Raw genomic sequence first — 16,455 nt, 5'->3', positions numbered from 1 at the left:
CACCCTACGCCGTGCCCTACACCCCGGCGGGCACCTTCGCGGCGGCCCGCATCTCGCGGCGCAGCTCTCCGAACTCCGAGATCGTCCGCGTCGCGACGGTCGCCACCGGGCGGGCGTTGCGGCCCGTCGCCTCGGTCTTGCTCACCATCACCACGCTGTCGATATACGGCTGGATCGTCGTCGCGTTCTGCACCGTCGCCACGATCACCAACTGGAAGCCGAACTTGCGGAACGCCGACAGCGCCTGCTGCGCGAACTGCGGATCCGACTTGGAGAACGCCTCGTCGAGCATGAGCTGCGCGAAAACCGGCCGGTTGTCACTACTTTCCGGGCTGGCCAGGTTGAAACTCAGCGCGCCCGCCAGGCAGAACGCCATCAGCTTCTCCTGCTCGCCTCCGGAGTTGTCGCCGGCGTTGGAATGTGTGCGGATCAGCTCCTCGGTGGTCACATCCCATTCCGCGCAGTCGAAGGTGAACCGGTTGCGCACGTCGAGCGCGTCGCGCGTCCAGGCCTTGTCCTCCGGCGCCGTGGACGCCAGCCGGTTGCGCAGCCGCAGGATGTCGGCGTACTGGTCGAGGATCGCCTGCTTGTCTCCGAGGCCCACCTCGGCGATGCGCCGTGAGATCGCCCGCACGATCTCCGTCAGCTCCGACACTGCGGTCAACTGCCGCGGGGTGGCCCGCAGCGTCAACCGGGTGCCCCGGTTGAACTCCACCGCGCCGAGCCCGGTGTTGACCCTCTCGATCTGCTCGGCGATGCGCCGCGCCTCCTGCTCGGCCACCCGGTGCAGCGTGAGGATGGCGTCGGGTGCCTGCTCGGTCACCAGCCGCATCATTCGCTCGTAGGCCTCGGGCAGCTCGCGCTCGTCGATGTGCCGGCACAGCGCCACGTAGTCGTGCACGCGCTCGTCGAAGTTGGTGCTGTCGTTGGGTATTGCGTCCGGGAACGCGGTGTCGAAGGTGTTGAGGATGCGAGCGAGTTCGTCGTACGAACGGCGCCGGCTCTCCCGCAGCTGCTCACGCTCCTTCTTGATCGCCGCGAACAGCGCATCGCGGTGCGGTTCGGGGCTCAACAACTCGAGGGTCACCGGGACCTGACCGGCGTAGCGGTGCAGCAGCTCGGTCAACGGCTCCGACACGAACGCCGGCTGCAGCCGCTCCGACAGTTCCAGCAGCTGCGTGCGCCGGGAGTCGAGATCGTCGCGGCGCGTCTGGATCGCGCCTCGCCGGGTCATCAACACCTGGATCTGCGACCAGCATTCGTCGGCGCGCGCGTTGAGCGCCTCGATGTCGGGGTGGTCGGCGAGCAGCAGCTCGTACTGTTCGCGCAGCCGGTCGGCGTGCCCGTCGGCGGTCTCGACGTCGATGTGGCTCCACTGCGGGAACTGCTCGCAGACCGCCTTGCACGCGGCCGCCCGGTCGCGCCACTGCTGGCGTTGCGCGGCGATCTCGTCGGCGACCCGCCGCGCCTTCTGGTAGGCCTGCTCGGCGGCGGCCAGATCGACGGTGAGCGCGTTGATCTTCGCCGACACGTCACCCTGGTACAGGTACTCCGACTGCTTGAGCGGGCGGCGGTCGTCCTTGATCGCCAACCGGTCGGAGTCCTTATACAGGCCGGTGTCGGTGACCGCACGGCGGAACCGCGCGAACACGTCGGGGGTGTCGACGCAGATGTGGTCGCCGGCCCCGGTGACGACGTCGACGGCCTCGGCCGCACACGGATGCGACGCGTCGACGGCGAACAGCTTGCCCGCCAACGTGTTCGGCTCCGGGTCGACCGGTTCGGCCCCGTAGAGCTTCGCCCGGACATGGTGCAGCGCCAGCCGGCCGCGCATGTTCGTCTCGTTGACGAATCGCAGGACCCTGGTCCAGTGCTGGTCGGGCACCAGCAGCCGCAGCCCCGCCCCGCGCAGCACCTTCTCCACCGCGATCCGCCAGCGCGTCTGGTCCGGGCGCAGGTCCATCAGTTCGGCGACGTACGGCAGCTCCGACGCCTCGACGCCGATCGCCGCGCAGATCTGGTCGCGCATCAGCAGCGCGAACTCCGGCAGCGCCGACCCGACGTGTTCGACGCGTTTGAGCTCCTTCGCCGCGTCGTCGCGGGCGATGCGTGCCGCCTTCTGCGCGTATTCGGCGTCGGTGGACGCCTCCCGGTTGCGTTCGACCTTGGCCAGCAGCTCGGTCGCCTCGGTCAGCAGTTCCTCGCGCAGGTTCCAGAACTCCTCGGCCGTGTCTGGCACCTCTTGGCCCTGGGCGGTCACCATGTCCTCGTAGGCGCTGCGCCGACGCGACACCTGCTCGGCCTCGGTCTCGGCGGCGGCCACCTGCGACTGCAGCGGACCGATGCTCGCGCTGTTGCCGCTGATCTGCGCGTTGAGCGAATCCGCCTCGGCCTTCGCGAGATTCAGGCTGCGGGTGACGTCCTCGTACTCGTTGTCGAGCTGGTCGATCGTGGTATCGAGCTGCGCGATCTGCGCCGGGCACTGCGCAAGCCGGACGTGGTCGGTGTACGCGCGCACCATCGGCAGGTCGACCAGGTCGATGATGCCCAGATCCGACGATTCGGAGGCGTAGCGGTGCTGGATCTTCTCGATGTCGCCGAGGATCTTGCGTTTGCGCTGCGCGACCGCGAGCAGTTCGCGGGCCTCGACCAGCGGGTCGATCTGCTTGAGCGCCTCCGGCAGCCGCGCAAGGCTGTCGGGTTCGTCGAGCATGAACTCGCGGACGAACTGTTCGAGCCCGCCCACGCTCTTCAGCGATTTCGCCTTGCCGAGCAGCTGTTGGGCGGCGTCGGAGGCGCGGATGCCGATGGTCGCGTACAACTGCGCCAGGTACTGCGATTCGACCTTGGTGGTGAACCGCCAGCCGTGGTCCTTGAACACGCCCGTGTCGAAACGCCCCGCCGCCCAGCGGTTGCAGACGTCCTCGATGTCGAGGTCACCGTCTCCGATCACGAACCGGCTCGACGAGTCCGACCGCGACTCACCGGTCAGCCATTTGAGCACCAGGCCGGTGACGGTGCGCCCCGAGTCGCCGGCGTAGGTGACCGCGACCGCCGACCACGCGGTGCCGTCGCCGCGCAGGTACATCACCCGGCTGGTGCCGCCGTCGCTGCGCTGGCCCCACGCACCGCGCACGTACTTGTCGACGGTGCGGCGTCCCGCGTTCGACCCGGCCGCCGTGTTGTCGCCTGAGGCGTTGAAATTGCGCCGGTTGAACGGCAGGAAGCCGAGCGAGATCGCATCCAGCAGAGAGGATTTACCGCTGCCGGAGGCGCCGGCGATCAACGCGCCGCCGGGGCTGAACGGGATCGAATGGTACCCGTCGAAGACACCCCAGTTGATGACCTGAAGCCGGGACAGGTGGAACTGCTCAGTCAATCTCGACCTCCTCGGCCGGCGTCCCGCCGCCCAGCAGCTGCTCGAACTGCTGCTGTAGTTCGGTGATCACGCTCGCTGTCATCACGGCGGTGATGACCGGGCTGATGGTGTAGCTGTCCTCGTCGTCGCGGCTGCGGCGCAGGATCTCCAGCCCGGCCAGGCGGGCGATGGCGCCGTCGATGCGTGCGGTGAACGTCACCGCGTCGCGGTCGGTGTCGTTGAGCACCCCCGAGAACAGACCGTGCATCTCCTCGCGGCTGATCAGGACGCTCTGCCCGCCCGCGGCGCGCATCATCTGCGCGAGGTGCAACGCCAGGATCGAGTCGTAGGTGCCCAGCGGTTCACGGCGCAGAAGCTTGACGCCCCTTGCTGATTCGTAGCGGGCCTGTTCGACGAACGCGACGTCGGTACCGTCGACGACGCGCAGGATCAGGTCGAGTTCGGAGAGCCGCACGCTGAGTTGTTTGCGGTATTCGAGCACCCAGCTGAACAGGTCGCTGTCGGACTCGGCGCTGATGTAGCGGCGGGTGAGCAGGTTCTGCAGCGCCCAGCAGGCCCGGTCGGGGAGTTCGGAGACATCGCCGTCGAAGCGCGGCCTGAGCTGGTGCGGGGGACGGGCGTTCTGGTCGACCTGGGGGAGGGACGAGAAGTCGATGTCGGGGTCCGTGGACGGAGAGGTCACTGCGAAACTCCAGCGAGTGTGGTGATCGGTTCGGTGAACATCAGATCCGGTACGGCGATTTCGCGGTCAAGGCCGTCGAGGGAGCGGAACCGGACCGTGGTCGACGCCGCCCGCCCGTCGTTCGGTTGTTTGAGCGCCCAGGACCACAGCACGATGACGTGGCCCAGGTACGCGTTGTCCAACATCCCGACGGCGCGGGAGAGGGAGACGGGCAGCGCGGCGTTGAGCATGTCCGACATCGCGGGCGCGTCGACCTGCGTGGTGAGCGCGGCGAAGCTGGCCAGATCCACTTCGCCCGCAGCGGGTTTGGCGGGTTTGGGCGCCGACAGGTCGCCGATCTTGAAGGTCAGCGCGCCGACGGAGCTGATCGCGTGGCGGGCCAACGGCACGTCGATGCCGAGCCGGGAGTCGGCCAACGACGTCTTGAGCAGGGCGCGCGCGGCGCCGATCGCCTCGTTGAGCTGACGGGCCACCCCGCGGCTCTGCTCGAGTGTCCCGAATGCGGTGAACCGCTTGACCCGCTGCGCGCAGCGCTGCTGGATGCGTTCGACCTCGTCGATCTGATGGCCGACCAGTTCGAAAAACCCGGCCATCACCTTTTGCAGCGCCGGGTCCAGGGCCGGCAGCGCCTCGGCGACCGCCGCCACGTCGGCCTCGAACTCCGCGCGCTGGTCGGGGTCGTTGATCATCCGTAGGAACGCGCGGTGGCTGTCGCGGCCCTGCGAATCCCATGCGGCCTGGTAGTCGGCGTACATCTGGCGCTGCCGGTCGCGGTACTCGGCATTGCTGTCGATCGGCTCGTCCAGCGCCGCGGTGGCCTGTTCGATCATCGACCCGTACTGGCCGATGTCGGTGATGAGCCGTTCCATCTGCAGCGCGATTGCGCGGGCCTCGTCGTAGGCGTCGGTGACATCGGGATCCGGGCGCTGGCCGGCCTCGAGGTCGTCGAGCTGGGCCTGCAGAGCCGCCATTTCGGCCTCGATGCTCTTGCGGATGCGCGCGGGGTCGTTGTCCACGCGGATCGCGACCTGCTTGAGACGTGAGGCGATGCCGTTGATGGACCCACCGGTGGCGATGGTGTCCTGTCGGCGCATCCCGCGCAGGAAGTCCAGCGCGCGGCGCGCGTCCTGGGTGAGGTAACAGATGTTCTGGTCGCTGCGTTCGTCGACGATGCGGTGCAGCCAGCCCTGGCTGGCCCACGACTTGATCAGCGCCAGCCCGGACTGCCCGTCGGGGTCGAGGTCGTGCAGGTCGCGCTCCAGGCGCACCACCAGTTGGGTCTCGGCGACGACGCCGTCGCTGAGGTGGCGTTCCATGAGCGTGGCGTAGAGCCCGAGGTTGTGGGTGGCCAGCAGCCGGATCGCCCGGGATCCGTGCAGGTCCCGATTGAGTTCGAGCAGCTCAGCCGCCGACAGCCCCCTGTTGTCGTCCACCTGCATTCCTTGATCTGTCCGCGTCTGTCCCCGTTCCTGGCCGGACGACCCAACATAAGGCACGTCGGGGACATCGGCGGCGGGGGGCTAGAGGTCCAGGACGAGCTCCGTGGTGGGGACCGCCGAGCAGATCAGCACCGATCCGTCCGGTGGTGCGTCGAGCGGCGGTGGCGAGTACTCGGCGGCTCCGGCGACGACGTCGGTGACGCAGATGTGGCAGACGCCGCTGCGGCACGAGTAGCGGGTGGGGACGTCACAGGCCTCCGCGAGTTCGAGGAGGCTCCGGTAGCGGTCGGACCAGCCGACGGTCAGCCAACCCCGGACGTGTCATGCTGTGCAGCCATTGACTCACCACGCCGAGGGGCTCGCGTTTGACGCTGATGCGGTAGCGGCGCACCGTCACCGGATTTGAGTTCGATCGACAGCACATCGTCGGACTCGCGGTGGGTGGCTGTGACCCGGAGCGGTCGGAATCCGTTCCAGCCCAGCCTGTTCAGTTCGGCGGCGGCGATGAGCTCGCGGAACGACTGCACCCAGCCCGGGCTTAGCGCGGGGGATGTCGACGGCCTTGCGCAGCGTGTCCACGTCACGGCCCGGCAGGTACAACAGCGCGTCGACCGCCGCGACGGACAGGCCGTGCCGGCCGCGGCGGGTGCGGACGATTACGTCGCCGGCGGCCACCACGCCCTCGGTGATGACGCGCAGGTAGAAGCCGGGTCGATGGTGGGCCACCAACAGATTCGGCATCCGCGGCTCGCCGAGGCGCATGCCGACCCGGAAGCAGGTGACGCGCGGCTGGGTCACCTCGAACTCGGCGCCGCCGATCCGGTAGCGGTCTCCGATACACACCTCGTCGTCGGCCAGCCCGTCGACCGTGAAGTTCTCCCCGAAGCATCCGGGTGTGAGGTCGTCGCGGTCCAGGTGGCGCCGCCAGTGGTCGTAGGACGCGGTCTGATAGACCAGCGCGGGCAGGTTGGTCCGTGCGCTGTCTCCGATGTGGACACCACGGCTGTGGATCAGTCGGTCCGGCCGTGGAACCGCAGCCCTGGTGTCGGAATCGAGCACAGCATCGGGGAAGACACCGCCGCGGGACTCTCGTCAGGCGGGCGGGTTCAATTCAGCTCGGCGAGCTTCGGGACCACCGGCGCGATGCCGTCGATCCACTTCGACGGCGAGCCGCCCGGCGGCATGACGATCGCGGTCTGCACACCGACCTTCGCGTATTCGGCCATGGCGCGGACGAATTCGTCCTTGGTGTCGGGGGTGGGCCCGTCGTGGCTAAGGATCGTGACGCGGATGTCGTCGACATCGCGCCCGACGTCGTCGCAGTGCCGCCGGAGCACGTCGAGTTTGTGTGCCACCTCGTCCGGTGAACCGAACAGGTTGCACGCATCGCCGTACTGCGCCACCAGGCGCAGGGTCTTGCGTTCACCGCTGCCGCCGATCATCACCTTCGGTTTGTCGATCGGCTGCGGGTTACACAGCGTCTCCGCCAACTGGTAGTGCTTGCCCTCGAACGGCCCGTTGTTCGCGGGATCCCACATCTGCGCGCAGATCTGCAGCGTCTCCTCGAGACGCTCGAAGCGTTCGGAGACAGGCGGATACGGCACACCGAGCCCGTGATGTTCACGTTCGAACCATGCGGCGCCGATCCCGAGCCATGCCCGTCCCCCCGAGACCACGTCGACCGTCGTCACCGTCTTGGCGAGCAGCCCCGGATGGCGGTACGTCACGCCCGTGACCAGCAGTCCGAGCTCGATGGTCGACGTGTGCGCGGCCATGAAGCCCAGCGACGTGTAGCCCTCGAGCATGTTCGCCTCGGCGGGCAGCCCGGTCGGCTCGATCTGGAAGAAGTGGTCCATGAACGACAGCCAGGTCGCGCCGGACGCCTCCGCCGCGTGGCCGACGCGGGCGAGTTCACCGGCGATGGCGGTCGTTCCGCCGTCGATGTCGAAGATGGGTACGTGGTATCCGAGTTCCATGCTTCGGGACAACGGGTGTGACCGGCGTCCCATTCCCGCTACAGGCGACCGACTTCCCGTAGTCCCGCGACGGTGTCGGCGATCGTCTCGGCGACATCGCGCTGCGTGATGCCGAGATCGCGCTCGGCGGGGGAGTCGTCGGAGGTCGGCATCTGCGTGTAGTACTGCATCGCCGCGGAGTTGATCGGCGTCTCGAACGGCAGTTGGTCGCCGATCACGTCGAAGATCCGGCCGACGGTGCGCAGCGCGACGTCGGGGATCGGGATCGGCGCCAGGTCGCGGGCGGCGGCGTCGCCGATCACTTGCGCCAGTTCGCCGACCGGTACCCGCCGGCCGCCCAGCATGTAGCGGCGGGGCCCGCGGCCCTTCTCCAGCAGCGCCACGTGCAGCGCGGCGAGATCGCGGACGTCGATGACGATCCACGCCGCCCCGCGTCCGGGCACGCTGCGCATCTTGATCGACGCCTCGACACCTTCGGCGGCCTCGCCGAACTGGTCGCCGGCCGGTGGGCCGAGCACCATGCCCGGATAGGTGATGTCCACCGGCGCCCCGGCGTCCTGCAGTCCCCGGGCGTACGCCTCGACGACGGCCTTGGACTTGCCGTAGCCGTCGGATCCGCCGGTGACGGGTAGGTCGGCGTTCAGCACGTCGAGCCCCGGACGGAACAGCGCGGTGAAGCTCGAGACGTGGATGATCGGATCCAGCTTGGCCTTCGCCGCGCCGCCGAGGACGTACCGCGCACCCTCGAGGTTGGTGCGCAGCATCTCGTCGGCCATCGCCGGGTCCGTGGAAACCATTGCTGCGCAGTGGATCACCGCGTCACAACCGTCGAGCGCCGCGGCGGTCGACTCGGGATCGGAGATGTCGCCGACGACGTGGTCGCTGATGTCCGCGCCGATCTTCTCCGCGCTGGTGGTCAGGCGTTCGGGTTTGCGGACCAGGAACCGGACCTGGTGGCCGGCATCCTGCACGGCCTTGGCGGTCCAGGCACCGACGAAACCGGTGCCTCCTGTGACCAGAACTCTCATCGAACCCCCGGTTGCGGCGTTGCGGAAGGATGGCACCGGACAGTACCCCTCGTAGTGTCCGGTGAAACCTGGGGCGCGTCAGCTCTGGTTGATGAGCGGGCTGATGACGTCGCGGGCGAACTGCGCGGCGTTCACCTGCGGGCTGCCGTCGGGATAGCTGACCGTCGCGAGCACGTTCGCGCCCGCGTCGACGAAGTTGCCGTCGGCGCGGTCCTGATGGGTCGAGGAGGTGACGAGGATGATGCCCGAGGTGCCCGCTTCCTTGGCCAGCGGCACCGAGAAGCGGGCGTTCTGGACGGTGCTGTTCGCCTTGTCCTCCACGATGATTCGGTGCGCGGGGAAGCCGAGGATGGTCAGCATGCGCCGCATCGCCGCGGCCTCGGTGACACCGTTGCGGGGGTTGCCGCCGGTGACGATGATCGGCGACTGCGGGAAGAACTGCGCGACCGTCAGGCCGGTGATGACGCGGCGGCGCAGGATCGGACGCATGGTGCCGTCGGGCTCCAGGCCGTAGCCGAGGATGACGATGGCGGGCTTGGAGAAGTCCTTGACCGCGACGGGGGGTTGCGCGTGGGCGACGGGCGGGGAGACGTCGGCGACCAGGGCCGCCACTGTGAGCGCCACGGCTGCCGCGGCGGTTCTCCAGGTTCTCCGCATGCGCGTCTCCCGCCTCCTGTGACCATCGAGGTCGATGGTGCTGACGGTGTGATCGTGATGTGCGTCGCAGGTGTTACGGGAGAGATTTCGGACGGCCTCAGCCGCGCTCGACGATGTTGTCGCCGAAATTGTCGATCTGAGGGTCACCGGTCTGGAACGTCACCCGATTCTCGAAACCCGATGCGCTGATGCGGTCCGCGTTCTCGACGACCACCTCATTGCTCACCCCGGACACCGTCACGCTCACGCAGTGCCCGGTGATTGTCACCGTGTTCGACACGCCGCTCACGCTGATCAGGCTGTCGTTACAGGCAACTCGCTTGTCGCCCTCGACACCCGAGACACTGAACTGCCCACCCGGCGGCGCCTGCGCGATCGCCTCACCCGCGCCGGACGGGCCGCCAGGCAGGATCACGATCGGCAACTCCCCGGTGGCCGGCGCCTCCGGCGTCTCATCGAGCGCCCCGCCGCCACCGGCGATCGTCGGCCGGCCCGCGGTGACCGCCCCGTCGCCCGGCCCGGCCTTCGCGAAGTAGATCGCCAGGCCCGCACCGAAGACCAGCAGCGTCAGCACCACGACCACCAGCACGATCACGCCCGTATGCGACGACCCCTTCGAATACGGTTGCGGCGCAACCGGATACGGCGTGTCGTACACCGGCTGCGGATACGCCCCCGCGACGGTGTACGGCTGGGTGCCCAGTTCGGACGTCTGTGCCCGGTCGGCCAACGGGCGTTCGAGGTCGCGGATCCGGGCCTCGGGGTCGTCCTGCGGGTTCATGGGCAGATGCTCCCACACCGCATCGCCCCTGCTCAATGGCTGATCAACGGGCGCGCGAGCGCACCTGCTGCACCACGGTCACCGCCCCGACGGCCACCGCCGCGACGACCGCGGTCACCGACAGCGCAGTGCTGCCCCGCTCCGACGCCCCGATCGCGATCGCGACCAACGCCCACAACACGCCGGCCACGAATCCGGGCGTCCCGCGCAACAACACCGTCGCCGTCAGCGCCGCCACCGACGCCGCGGCCAGCACCACGAACTGCCACGCCACCGCCGACGTCGACCACCCCTCGGCGATCAGCGCCGCCGCCACGTTCGCGAACACCGCGATGCTGCTCCATCCGAGATAGAGCCCGAACGACACCGTCGCCAGCGCCGCCAACCACCGCGGGCACGTCAGGTCCCGGCGGCGGCGCACCAGCAGCCACATGATGTGTGACAACGCCGCGGCCATGACGACGAACACCACCACGCTCGCCCACAACCAGTCCTGCGCGGCCACCGCGAGCCACACGCTGAACCCGGCGAACACCACGCTGGCGTCGATCAGCGCGTCGGTCTCCCACGGCGAACCGAGCCCCCATCGCACGATGCAGACCGCCGTCACCGCGCTGAGCACGGTGATCAGCCCCCACAGGCTGAACGCGTAACCCGCGGGGGTGATGAGCGCCTGGTTGGTCGCGCCCGACTTCAGGAACTCGCCGTTCAGCGCGCGGGACACCGGCGGGGCGATCAACTGGCTGACTGCCAGGATCGCGGCCACCCACCGCCACGTGGTCACGGACGGGGCATTCGAACGGGCGGAGGATGCAGTGGTCACGACCGTTATTCGTTCCCGCTCCGCACCCGGATGACAACGTGTGTTGCCGGAACGAGTTGTGATTGCGATCACGATCAGTTTAAATTGTGTCCGCCACCACAACGAAAGGGCGGATCCATGGATGCGGTAAACGACGGTTCGCTGAATCCAGCCCAACCCGCGGTGACACGTCGCGCCAAGCCGGCCGATCGCCACACCGTCCAGTCCGTCCTGTTGACGGCCGTCTTCGTCCTGGGCCTCATCGGTGTCATCGGCGCCCTGACGCTGGGACAGTCCACGGCGGCGATCATCATCGCGCTGATCTCGAGCGCGATCATCCTCGGCACCGTCTGCTGAGCGCGCCGGGCCGAATGCCGCCGGGTGCTGCGTAGCATCGGGCGATGGGCACCCGGCACCTCCACATCGACAAGCATTCGCCGTCGGCGTACAAGTCGCTGATCGGCGTCTCGACCGCCGTCACCGCACTGGCCAAGGAGACCGGTCTGCCACGCAGCCTCGTCGAACTGGTCAACGTGCGGGTATCTCAACTCAACGGCTGTGCCTCATGTCTCGAGGTGCACCACCGCCGCGCAGACGACGCAGGCGTGAGCGCCAAACAACTTGCGACCGTGTCGGTCTGGCGTGACACCGAACTGTTCGACGAGCGCGAACAGGCCGCGCTGCGCCTGGCGGAGATCACCACCACGCTGCCCGACCACGACACCGCCGAACGCGAATACGCCCTCGCCCGAGAGGTTCTCGACGACGACGAACTGTCCGCGGTCATCTGGGTGGCGACGACCATCAACGCCTTCAACCGCGTCTCGATCCTCAGCGGTCACACCGTCCGGTGACGGGACCGGCGCTTCGGGCCGGGGTGTCGGCCTAGGGTGGTGGTATGGCGCTGACCATCGATCCTGAAGTCGCCGTGGCCTTGAGCGCATTCGCCGCCCCGGAACCTGCGGCTCCGCCGGAACCGGGCGACGTCGCCACCCGGCGCGTCGACGCGAAAGCCCTGTTCGACGCCGTCGCCGCGGCACGCCCCGCCGTTCAGGGCGTCGCCGTCGACGAATACACGGTGACCACCGCCGACGGAGCCGTGTTGCCGTTGCGGTGGTACCGGCCGACCGAGACGTCACCGTCTGGCGGCGCGCTGCTGTACCTGCACGGCGGCGGGATGATCTTCGCCCTCGACGACGTCGGCGCCCTCTACGACGTGGTTGTCCGCGACTATGTCGCCGCCTCCGGTGTGCCCGCGTTGGTCGTCGACTACCGGGTGGCGCCCGAGCATCCCGACCCGACACCGGTCGAGGACTGCTACGCGGCCCTGCAGTGGCTGGCCGAGTCGGCCGGGACCCTGGGGGTCGACTCGGCCCGGATCGCCGTGGGCGGCGACAGCGCCGGCGGTGGGCTGGCGGTCGGCGTAGCACTGCTGGCCCGTGACCGCGGCGGCCCGTCGATCGCCTTGCAGCTGTTGATCTATCCGATGCTCGACGACCGCACCACCCAGCCGGATCCGCACCTGCCGCCGGAGCTGCTGATCTGGACGTACGACGACAACGTCACGGGGTGGTCGGCGCTGCTCGGCGAGCGGGTTGGCGGCTCGGACGTCTCCCCGTACGCGGCCCCCGCGCGTGCCACCGACCTCTCCGGGCTGCCGCCCACCTATCTCGACACCGGAGATCTGGACATCTTCCGCGACGAGGACGTCGAGTTCGCCCGCCGCCTCGCCGCGGCCGGTGTGCCGACCGAACTGCATGTGCACCCGGGCTGTCCGCACGGGTTCGATGCGTTCGCCTTCGACACGTCGGTGTCGCGGCGGACCATGGCCGACCGGGTGCGAAGGCTACGTCGGCTCTAGGCGCACGCGGGAATCAGATCTGGCCGTGGCGGGGCGGGTGCGTGCCCGACAGCGTGTAGCGGCCGATGTGCTGCAGCTTCCACCGCACCGGGTCGTGCAGCGTGTGGGTGCGCGCGTCACGCCAGTAGCGGGACAGGTTGCCCGACACCGAAGCGCTTCGCGTACCGCCCAATTCGAACAGCCCGGTCGACGCCTCCAGCGACGCGCGCACCGCGGCCACCTTCGCGACGGCCACGGCCACCGACGCCGCGGCCGCCGACTCCTCGGTCAGATGCTCGGTGGCGGTGTCCACCGCCCGCGCCGCCTCGACGAGCAGCGCCTGCGCCCCACGGACCGTCACGGTCAACTCGGCGGCCGCCTGGATCAGCGTCGGATCGTCGACCGCCGTCGCGACGTTCGCCTCGAAGTGTGGGCGGGCCCGCTCGGCCTGGCGCACCCCGGCGGCCAGCGCACCCGTCGCGATGCCGACGTCGATTGCGCTGTGCAGCAACTGCGCTCGCGCGCCGTAGGTCGTCGGCTCGGAGAAGATCGGCGAGAACGGCACGACGTGTTCGGCGGGCACCGCGACGTCGGTCAGCGTCACCGTTCCCGACGCCGTCGTCCGCTGACCCATGCCCTCCCAGTCGTCGACGATCTCGACCCCGGTGGCGTCGCGCGGAACGAATGCGACCGCCTTGGGCGTCGACGCCGTCGGCACCGACCCGTCGTCGAGCGACGCCCGCACGACCGCCCAGTCCGCGAACAGCGCACCCGTCGAGTAGAACTTGCGTCCCGTCAACACGTAGTCACCCGACGGCAGCCCGGTCAGCGTCGTGGTGTCGACGTCGATCGGATGCGGCCCCCGTTCGGACTGCGCGTTCGCCAGCAGCGCCCCGTCGAGCACCTGCCGGTAGAAGTAGGCCTGCTGATCGGCGGTGCCCTGCAACCGCAGTGCCTCGAGGAACACGAAGTGCGAGTGCGGGATCTGTGACAAGGACGGGTCGGCGTGGGCGATCAGCCGAAACACCTCGGCCAGTACGGTCGCGGGCGCGTCGATGCCACCGTGCTCGACCGGCACCGAAATCGCCAGCAGACCGGACTCTTTGAGTGCGCGTACCTGTTCGTGCGGGAGTTGCCGCTCGGTGTCGCGAGCGGAGGCCTCGGCGTCGAACTCGGCGGACAGCTTCGCCGCGACGTCCAGCGCGTCGTCCGCGGAGGCGATCACCGTCATCGCGTTGCGCCGATGAACGGGATGTGCGCCGGGGACGCCGATGAGGCCTGGCCCTTGAACAGCCCGCGCTCGCGCAGGATCGGGACGACGCCCTCACCGAACCAGAACAACTCCTCGAGGTGCGGATAGCCGGAGAAGATGAACTCGTCGATACCGATCTCGGCGTATTCGGTGATCCGGTCGGCCACCTCGGCGTGGCTGCCGACCAGCGCCGTGCCCGCGCCGCCCCGCACCAGACCTACGCCCGCCCACAGGTTCGGGGCCACTTCGAGGGTGCGGGCGTCGCTCCAGCTGCCGTTGCGCCGGTTCTCCTCGTGCAGGGCGAGCATCCGCTTCTGGCCCTCGGACTGGCTGCGGTGCAACCCTTCCTGTGCTTTGCGCACGGTCTCCTCGTCGAGCGCGGCGACCAGCTTGTCGGCCTGCTGCCACGCCTCGTCGGCGGTGTCGCGGGAGATGGTGTGCAGGCGGATCCCGAAGCGGACCTGGCGGCCCTCCGCTTCGGCCAGCCCGCGGATCCACGCGATCTTCTCGGCCACCGCCGCCGGTGGTTCGCCCCACGTCAGATAGACGTCGGAGTGCTTGGCGGCGACGGGGCCCGCGGCGGCCGAGCTGCCACCGAAGTACAACGGCGGCACCGGGTTCGGCAGCGTCGGGATCGCCGCGTTCTCGACCTGGATGTGCTCACCGTCGAGCGATACCGTCTCACCCGCCCACAGGCGGCGCACGACGTCGAGGAACTCGTCGCAGCGTTGGTAGCGGCCGTCCTTGTCGAGGTGGTCGCCGAACGCACGCTGCTCGTGCGCCTCGCCGCCGACGACGACGTTGAGCAGGATGCGCCCAGGGGCGTGGCGGGCGAACGTCGCGGCCATCTGCGCCGACAGCGTCGGGCTGACCAGGCCGGGGCGGAAGGCGACGAGGAACGCCAGCGACGTCGTCTCGCGGGCCAGCAACGCGGCGGTGATGAACGCGTCCTCGCACCACGCGCCCGTCGGGATCAGCGCACCGGTGAAGCCGAACGACTCGGCCGCGCGCACGATCGAGCCCAGGTAGTCGATCGAGGCGTCGCGGTCGCCGTGCGCAGCGCCGGCGGGCATGCCGTGGCCGCCACCGACGATCAGGCGGCTGTCCCCGTAGGTGGGCAGGAACCAGTGCAATTGAATGGTCACGACGAACTCCTAACGGCCGCGGGTCGGCTGGGATGCCGCCGACGCCGCTGACGACGGCACGGTCGATGGCCGGTCGATGATGGTGGAGGCCGGTCCGCCGACACGGTAGCGGGAGCCGCGGTGCTCCTCGGGCAGCCGGTCGCCGCGTCCGAGCAGCTTGTTGCGCAGCGTTCCCGGCGCGTAGGACGACTGGTAGGCGCCGCGGGCGGTCAGCACCGGCACGACGTGGTCGACGAAGTCGGCGAACGACCCGGGCGTGACGGCGTAGGCGAGGTTGAACCCGTCGACGTCGGTCTCCTCGACCCACTCCTGGATCGTATTGGCAACCGAGACACCGGAACCCACGATGCGTGGGCCCATGCCGCCGATCTTGCCCCACTCGGCGATGTCGCGGACGGCCCACTCTCGGCCGTCGGGGTCGGCGGACTGGAACGCCGCGACCGCCGACAGGATCGCATTGGAGTCGACGTTGCCGACCGGTTCGTCGAGCCCGAAGCGCGCCAGGTCGACGCCCATCCATCCGGACATGAACGTCAGCGCGCCCTCCGCGTCGCCATAGGACAGGTACTCGGCGTGCTTGGCGTGGGCTTCCTCGTCGGTCTCGGCGGTGATCACCGTTGACAGGTTGAAGATCTTCACCGCGTACGGGTCGCGGCCGGCGATCTCGAGTTCGCGGCGGATGGTCGTCACCGTCTCGCGCAGCAGCGCCTTGGTGGGGGCCGCGGTGAAGATGGCCTCGGCGTTCTCGGCGGCGAACCGCACCCCGCGCGGGCTGGAGCCGGCCTGGTAGATGACCGGGGTGCGCTGCGGCGACGGTTCGGACAGGTGGATGCCCGGGACGGTGAAATGCGTTCCCTCATGGCCGATGTGGTGCACCTTGGCCGGATCGGTGAAGATGCCGCGCCCGGCGTCCCGGAGAACGGCGTCGTCCTCCCACGAGCCCTCCCACAGCTTGTAGAGGACCTCGAGGTATTCGTCGGCGTGGTCGTAACGGGCGTCGTGGGCGGGCTGGTCGGTCTGGCCCATGTTGCGGGCGGCGGCGGGCAGGTAGCCGGTGACGACGTTCCAGCCGATGCGGCCGTTCGTGAGGTGGTCGAGCGTCGAGAGCCGCCGGGCGAACGGATAGGGGTGCTCGAAGCCCGTCCCGGTGGTGATGCCGAAGCCTAGGTCGTTGGTGACGTACGCCATCGCCGACACCAGCAGCAGCGGATCGTTGACCGGAACCTGCGCGGCCTGGCGGATCGCCGCCTCGTCGCTGGCGCCGTACACGTCGTAGGTGCCCAGCACGTCGGCGATGAACAGGCCGTCGAAGCGGCCGCGTTCGAGCAGCTTGGCCAGTTCGGTCCAGTAGTGCAGGTCCTTGTAGCGCCAGGACTGGTCCTCGGGGTGCTTCCACAGCCCGGGGGACTGGTGGGCGACGCAGTTCATGTCGAAGGCGTTGAAGCGGATCACACGAGTCACCGCGAAATCGTTG

Annotated in this window: 14 protein-coding genes and 1 pseudogene; 3 read left to right on the top strand and 12 right to left on the bottom strand. The window is 69.1% G+C overall.

Annotation, left to right across the window (positions count from 1 at the left end; translation table 11 throughout):
* Positions 1–16: 16 nt before the first annotated feature.
* The 9 genes and pseudogenes from AU195_RS20610 to AU195_RS20570 form a co-directional block, all read right to left on the bottom strand.
* Positions 17–3,379, bottom strand: coding sequence for an ATP-binding protein (locus tag AU195_RS20610; protein ID WP_059160896.1), 3,363 nt, complete (start codon positions 3,377–3,379; stop codon positions 17–19).
* Positions 3,372–4,061, bottom strand: coding sequence for a DUF4194 domain-containing protein (locus AU195_RS20605; protein WP_059160895.1), 690 nt, complete (start codon positions 4,059–4,061; stop codon positions 3,372–3,374). Before AU195_RS20605 ends, AU195_RS20610 begins: the two co-directional genes overlap by 8 nt.
* The gene (locus tag AU195_RS20600; protein ID WP_059160894.1) at positions 4,058–5,500 is read right to left on the bottom strand and encodes a DUF3375 domain-containing protein; all 1,443 of its coding nucleotides are present in this window, start codon (positions 5,498–5,500) and stop codon (positions 4,058–4,060) included. The genes AU195_RS20605 and AU195_RS20600 overlap by 4 nt, the downstream gene beginning before the upstream one ends.
* 81 nt (positions 5,501–5,581) lie before the next feature.
* Positions 5,582–6,457 (bottom strand): annotated as a pseudogene (locus AU195_RS20595) (MOSC domain-containing protein); the annotation flags it as partial.
* A 149-nt stretch (positions 6,458–6,606) separates the two neighbouring features.
* A complete protein-coding gene (locus AU195_RS20590) occupies positions 6,607–7,476 on the bottom strand; it encodes an LLM class F420-dependent oxidoreductase (protein WP_059160892.1) in 870 nt (289 codons plus the stop codon).
* Positions 7,477–7,514: 38 nt separating this feature from the next.
* The gene (locus AU195_RS20585; RefSeq protein WP_059160891.1) at positions 7,515–8,504 is read right to left on the bottom strand and encodes an NAD-dependent epimerase/dehydratase family protein; all 990 of its coding nucleotides are present in this window, start codon (positions 8,502–8,504) and stop codon (positions 7,515–7,517) included.
* 78 nt (positions 8,505–8,582) lie between these two features.
* Positions 8,583–9,161, bottom strand: coding sequence for a YdcF family protein (locus AU195_RS20580; protein WP_059160890.1), 579 nt, complete (start codon positions 9,159–9,161; stop codon positions 8,583–8,585).
* A gap of 97 nt (positions 9,162–9,258) precedes the next feature.
* Positions 9,259–9,942: a DUF3060 domain-containing protein gene (locus tag AU195_RS20575; RefSeq protein ID WP_172800654.1), complete on the bottom strand. Its 684-nt coding sequence runs from the start codon at positions 9,940–9,942 to the stop codon at positions 9,259–9,261.
* Between the two features lie 43 nt (positions 9,943–9,985).
* Positions 9,986–10,765, bottom strand: coding sequence for a TspO-related membrane protein (locus AU195_RS20570; RefSeq protein ID WP_286149426.1), 780 nt, complete (start codon positions 10,763–10,765; stop codon positions 9,986–9,988).
* Between the two features lie 117 nt (positions 10,766–10,882).
* Here AU195_RS20570 and AU195_RS20565 point away from each other — a divergent pair, with 117 nt between their 5' ends.
* Genes AU195_RS20565 through AU195_RS20555 form a run of 3 tightly spaced genes read left to right on the top strand, consistent with a single transcriptional unit; the run spans position 10,883 to position 12,605 of the window.
* Positions 10,883–11,101, top strand: coding sequence for a hypothetical protein (locus AU195_RS20565; RefSeq protein WP_059160888.1), 219 nt, complete (start codon positions 10,883–10,885; stop codon positions 11,099–11,101).
* 44 nt (positions 11,102–11,145) lie between these two features.
* The gene (locus tag AU195_RS20560) at positions 11,146–11,598 is read left to right on the top strand and encodes a carboxymuconolactone decarboxylase family protein (RefSeq protein ID WP_059160887.1); all 453 of its coding nucleotides are present in this window, start codon (positions 11,146–11,148) and stop codon (positions 11,596–11,598) included.
* Positions 11,599–11,642: 44 nt separating this feature from the next.
* On the top strand, positions 11,643–12,605 hold the full coding sequence (locus tag AU195_RS20555) for an alpha/beta hydrolase (RefSeq protein WP_059160886.1): 963 nt from the start codon (positions 11,643–11,645) through the stop codon (positions 12,603–12,605).
* A gap of 13 nt (positions 12,606–12,618) precedes the next feature.
* Here AU195_RS20555 and AU195_RS20550 read toward each other — a convergent pair whose 3' ends face one another.
* From AU195_RS20550 to AU195_RS20540, 3 genes are read right to left on the bottom strand one after another with little or no spacing between them, the layout of a single operon-like run.
* A complete protein-coding gene (locus AU195_RS20550; protein ID WP_059160885.1) occupies positions 12,619–13,815 on the bottom strand; it encodes an SfnB family sulfur acquisition oxidoreductase in 1,197 nt (398 codons plus the stop codon).
* A complete protein-coding gene (locus tag AU195_RS20545) occupies positions 13,812–14,981 on the bottom strand; it encodes an LLM class flavin-dependent oxidoreductase (protein WP_059160884.1) in 1,170 nt (389 codons plus the stop codon). The genes AU195_RS20550 and AU195_RS20545 overlap by 4 nt, the downstream gene beginning before the upstream one ends.
* A gap of 9 nt (positions 14,982–14,990) precedes the next feature.
* Complete coding sequence (locus AU195_RS20540) at positions 14,991–16,442, bottom strand: LLM class flavin-dependent oxidoreductase (protein ID WP_059160883.1); 1,452 nt, start codon at positions 16,440–16,442, stop codon at positions 14,991–14,993.
* Positions 16,443–16,455 lie beyond the last annotated feature (13 nt).

The sequence above is a fragment of the Mycobacterium sp. IS-1496 genome (assembly GCF_001499995.1).
GTDB lineage: Bacteria > Actinomycetota > Actinomycetes > Mycobacteriales > Mycobacteriaceae > Mycobacterium.
Note: the sequence above shows the minus strand (reverse complement) of the source record. Positions and strands in the feature narration are given on the sequence as shown.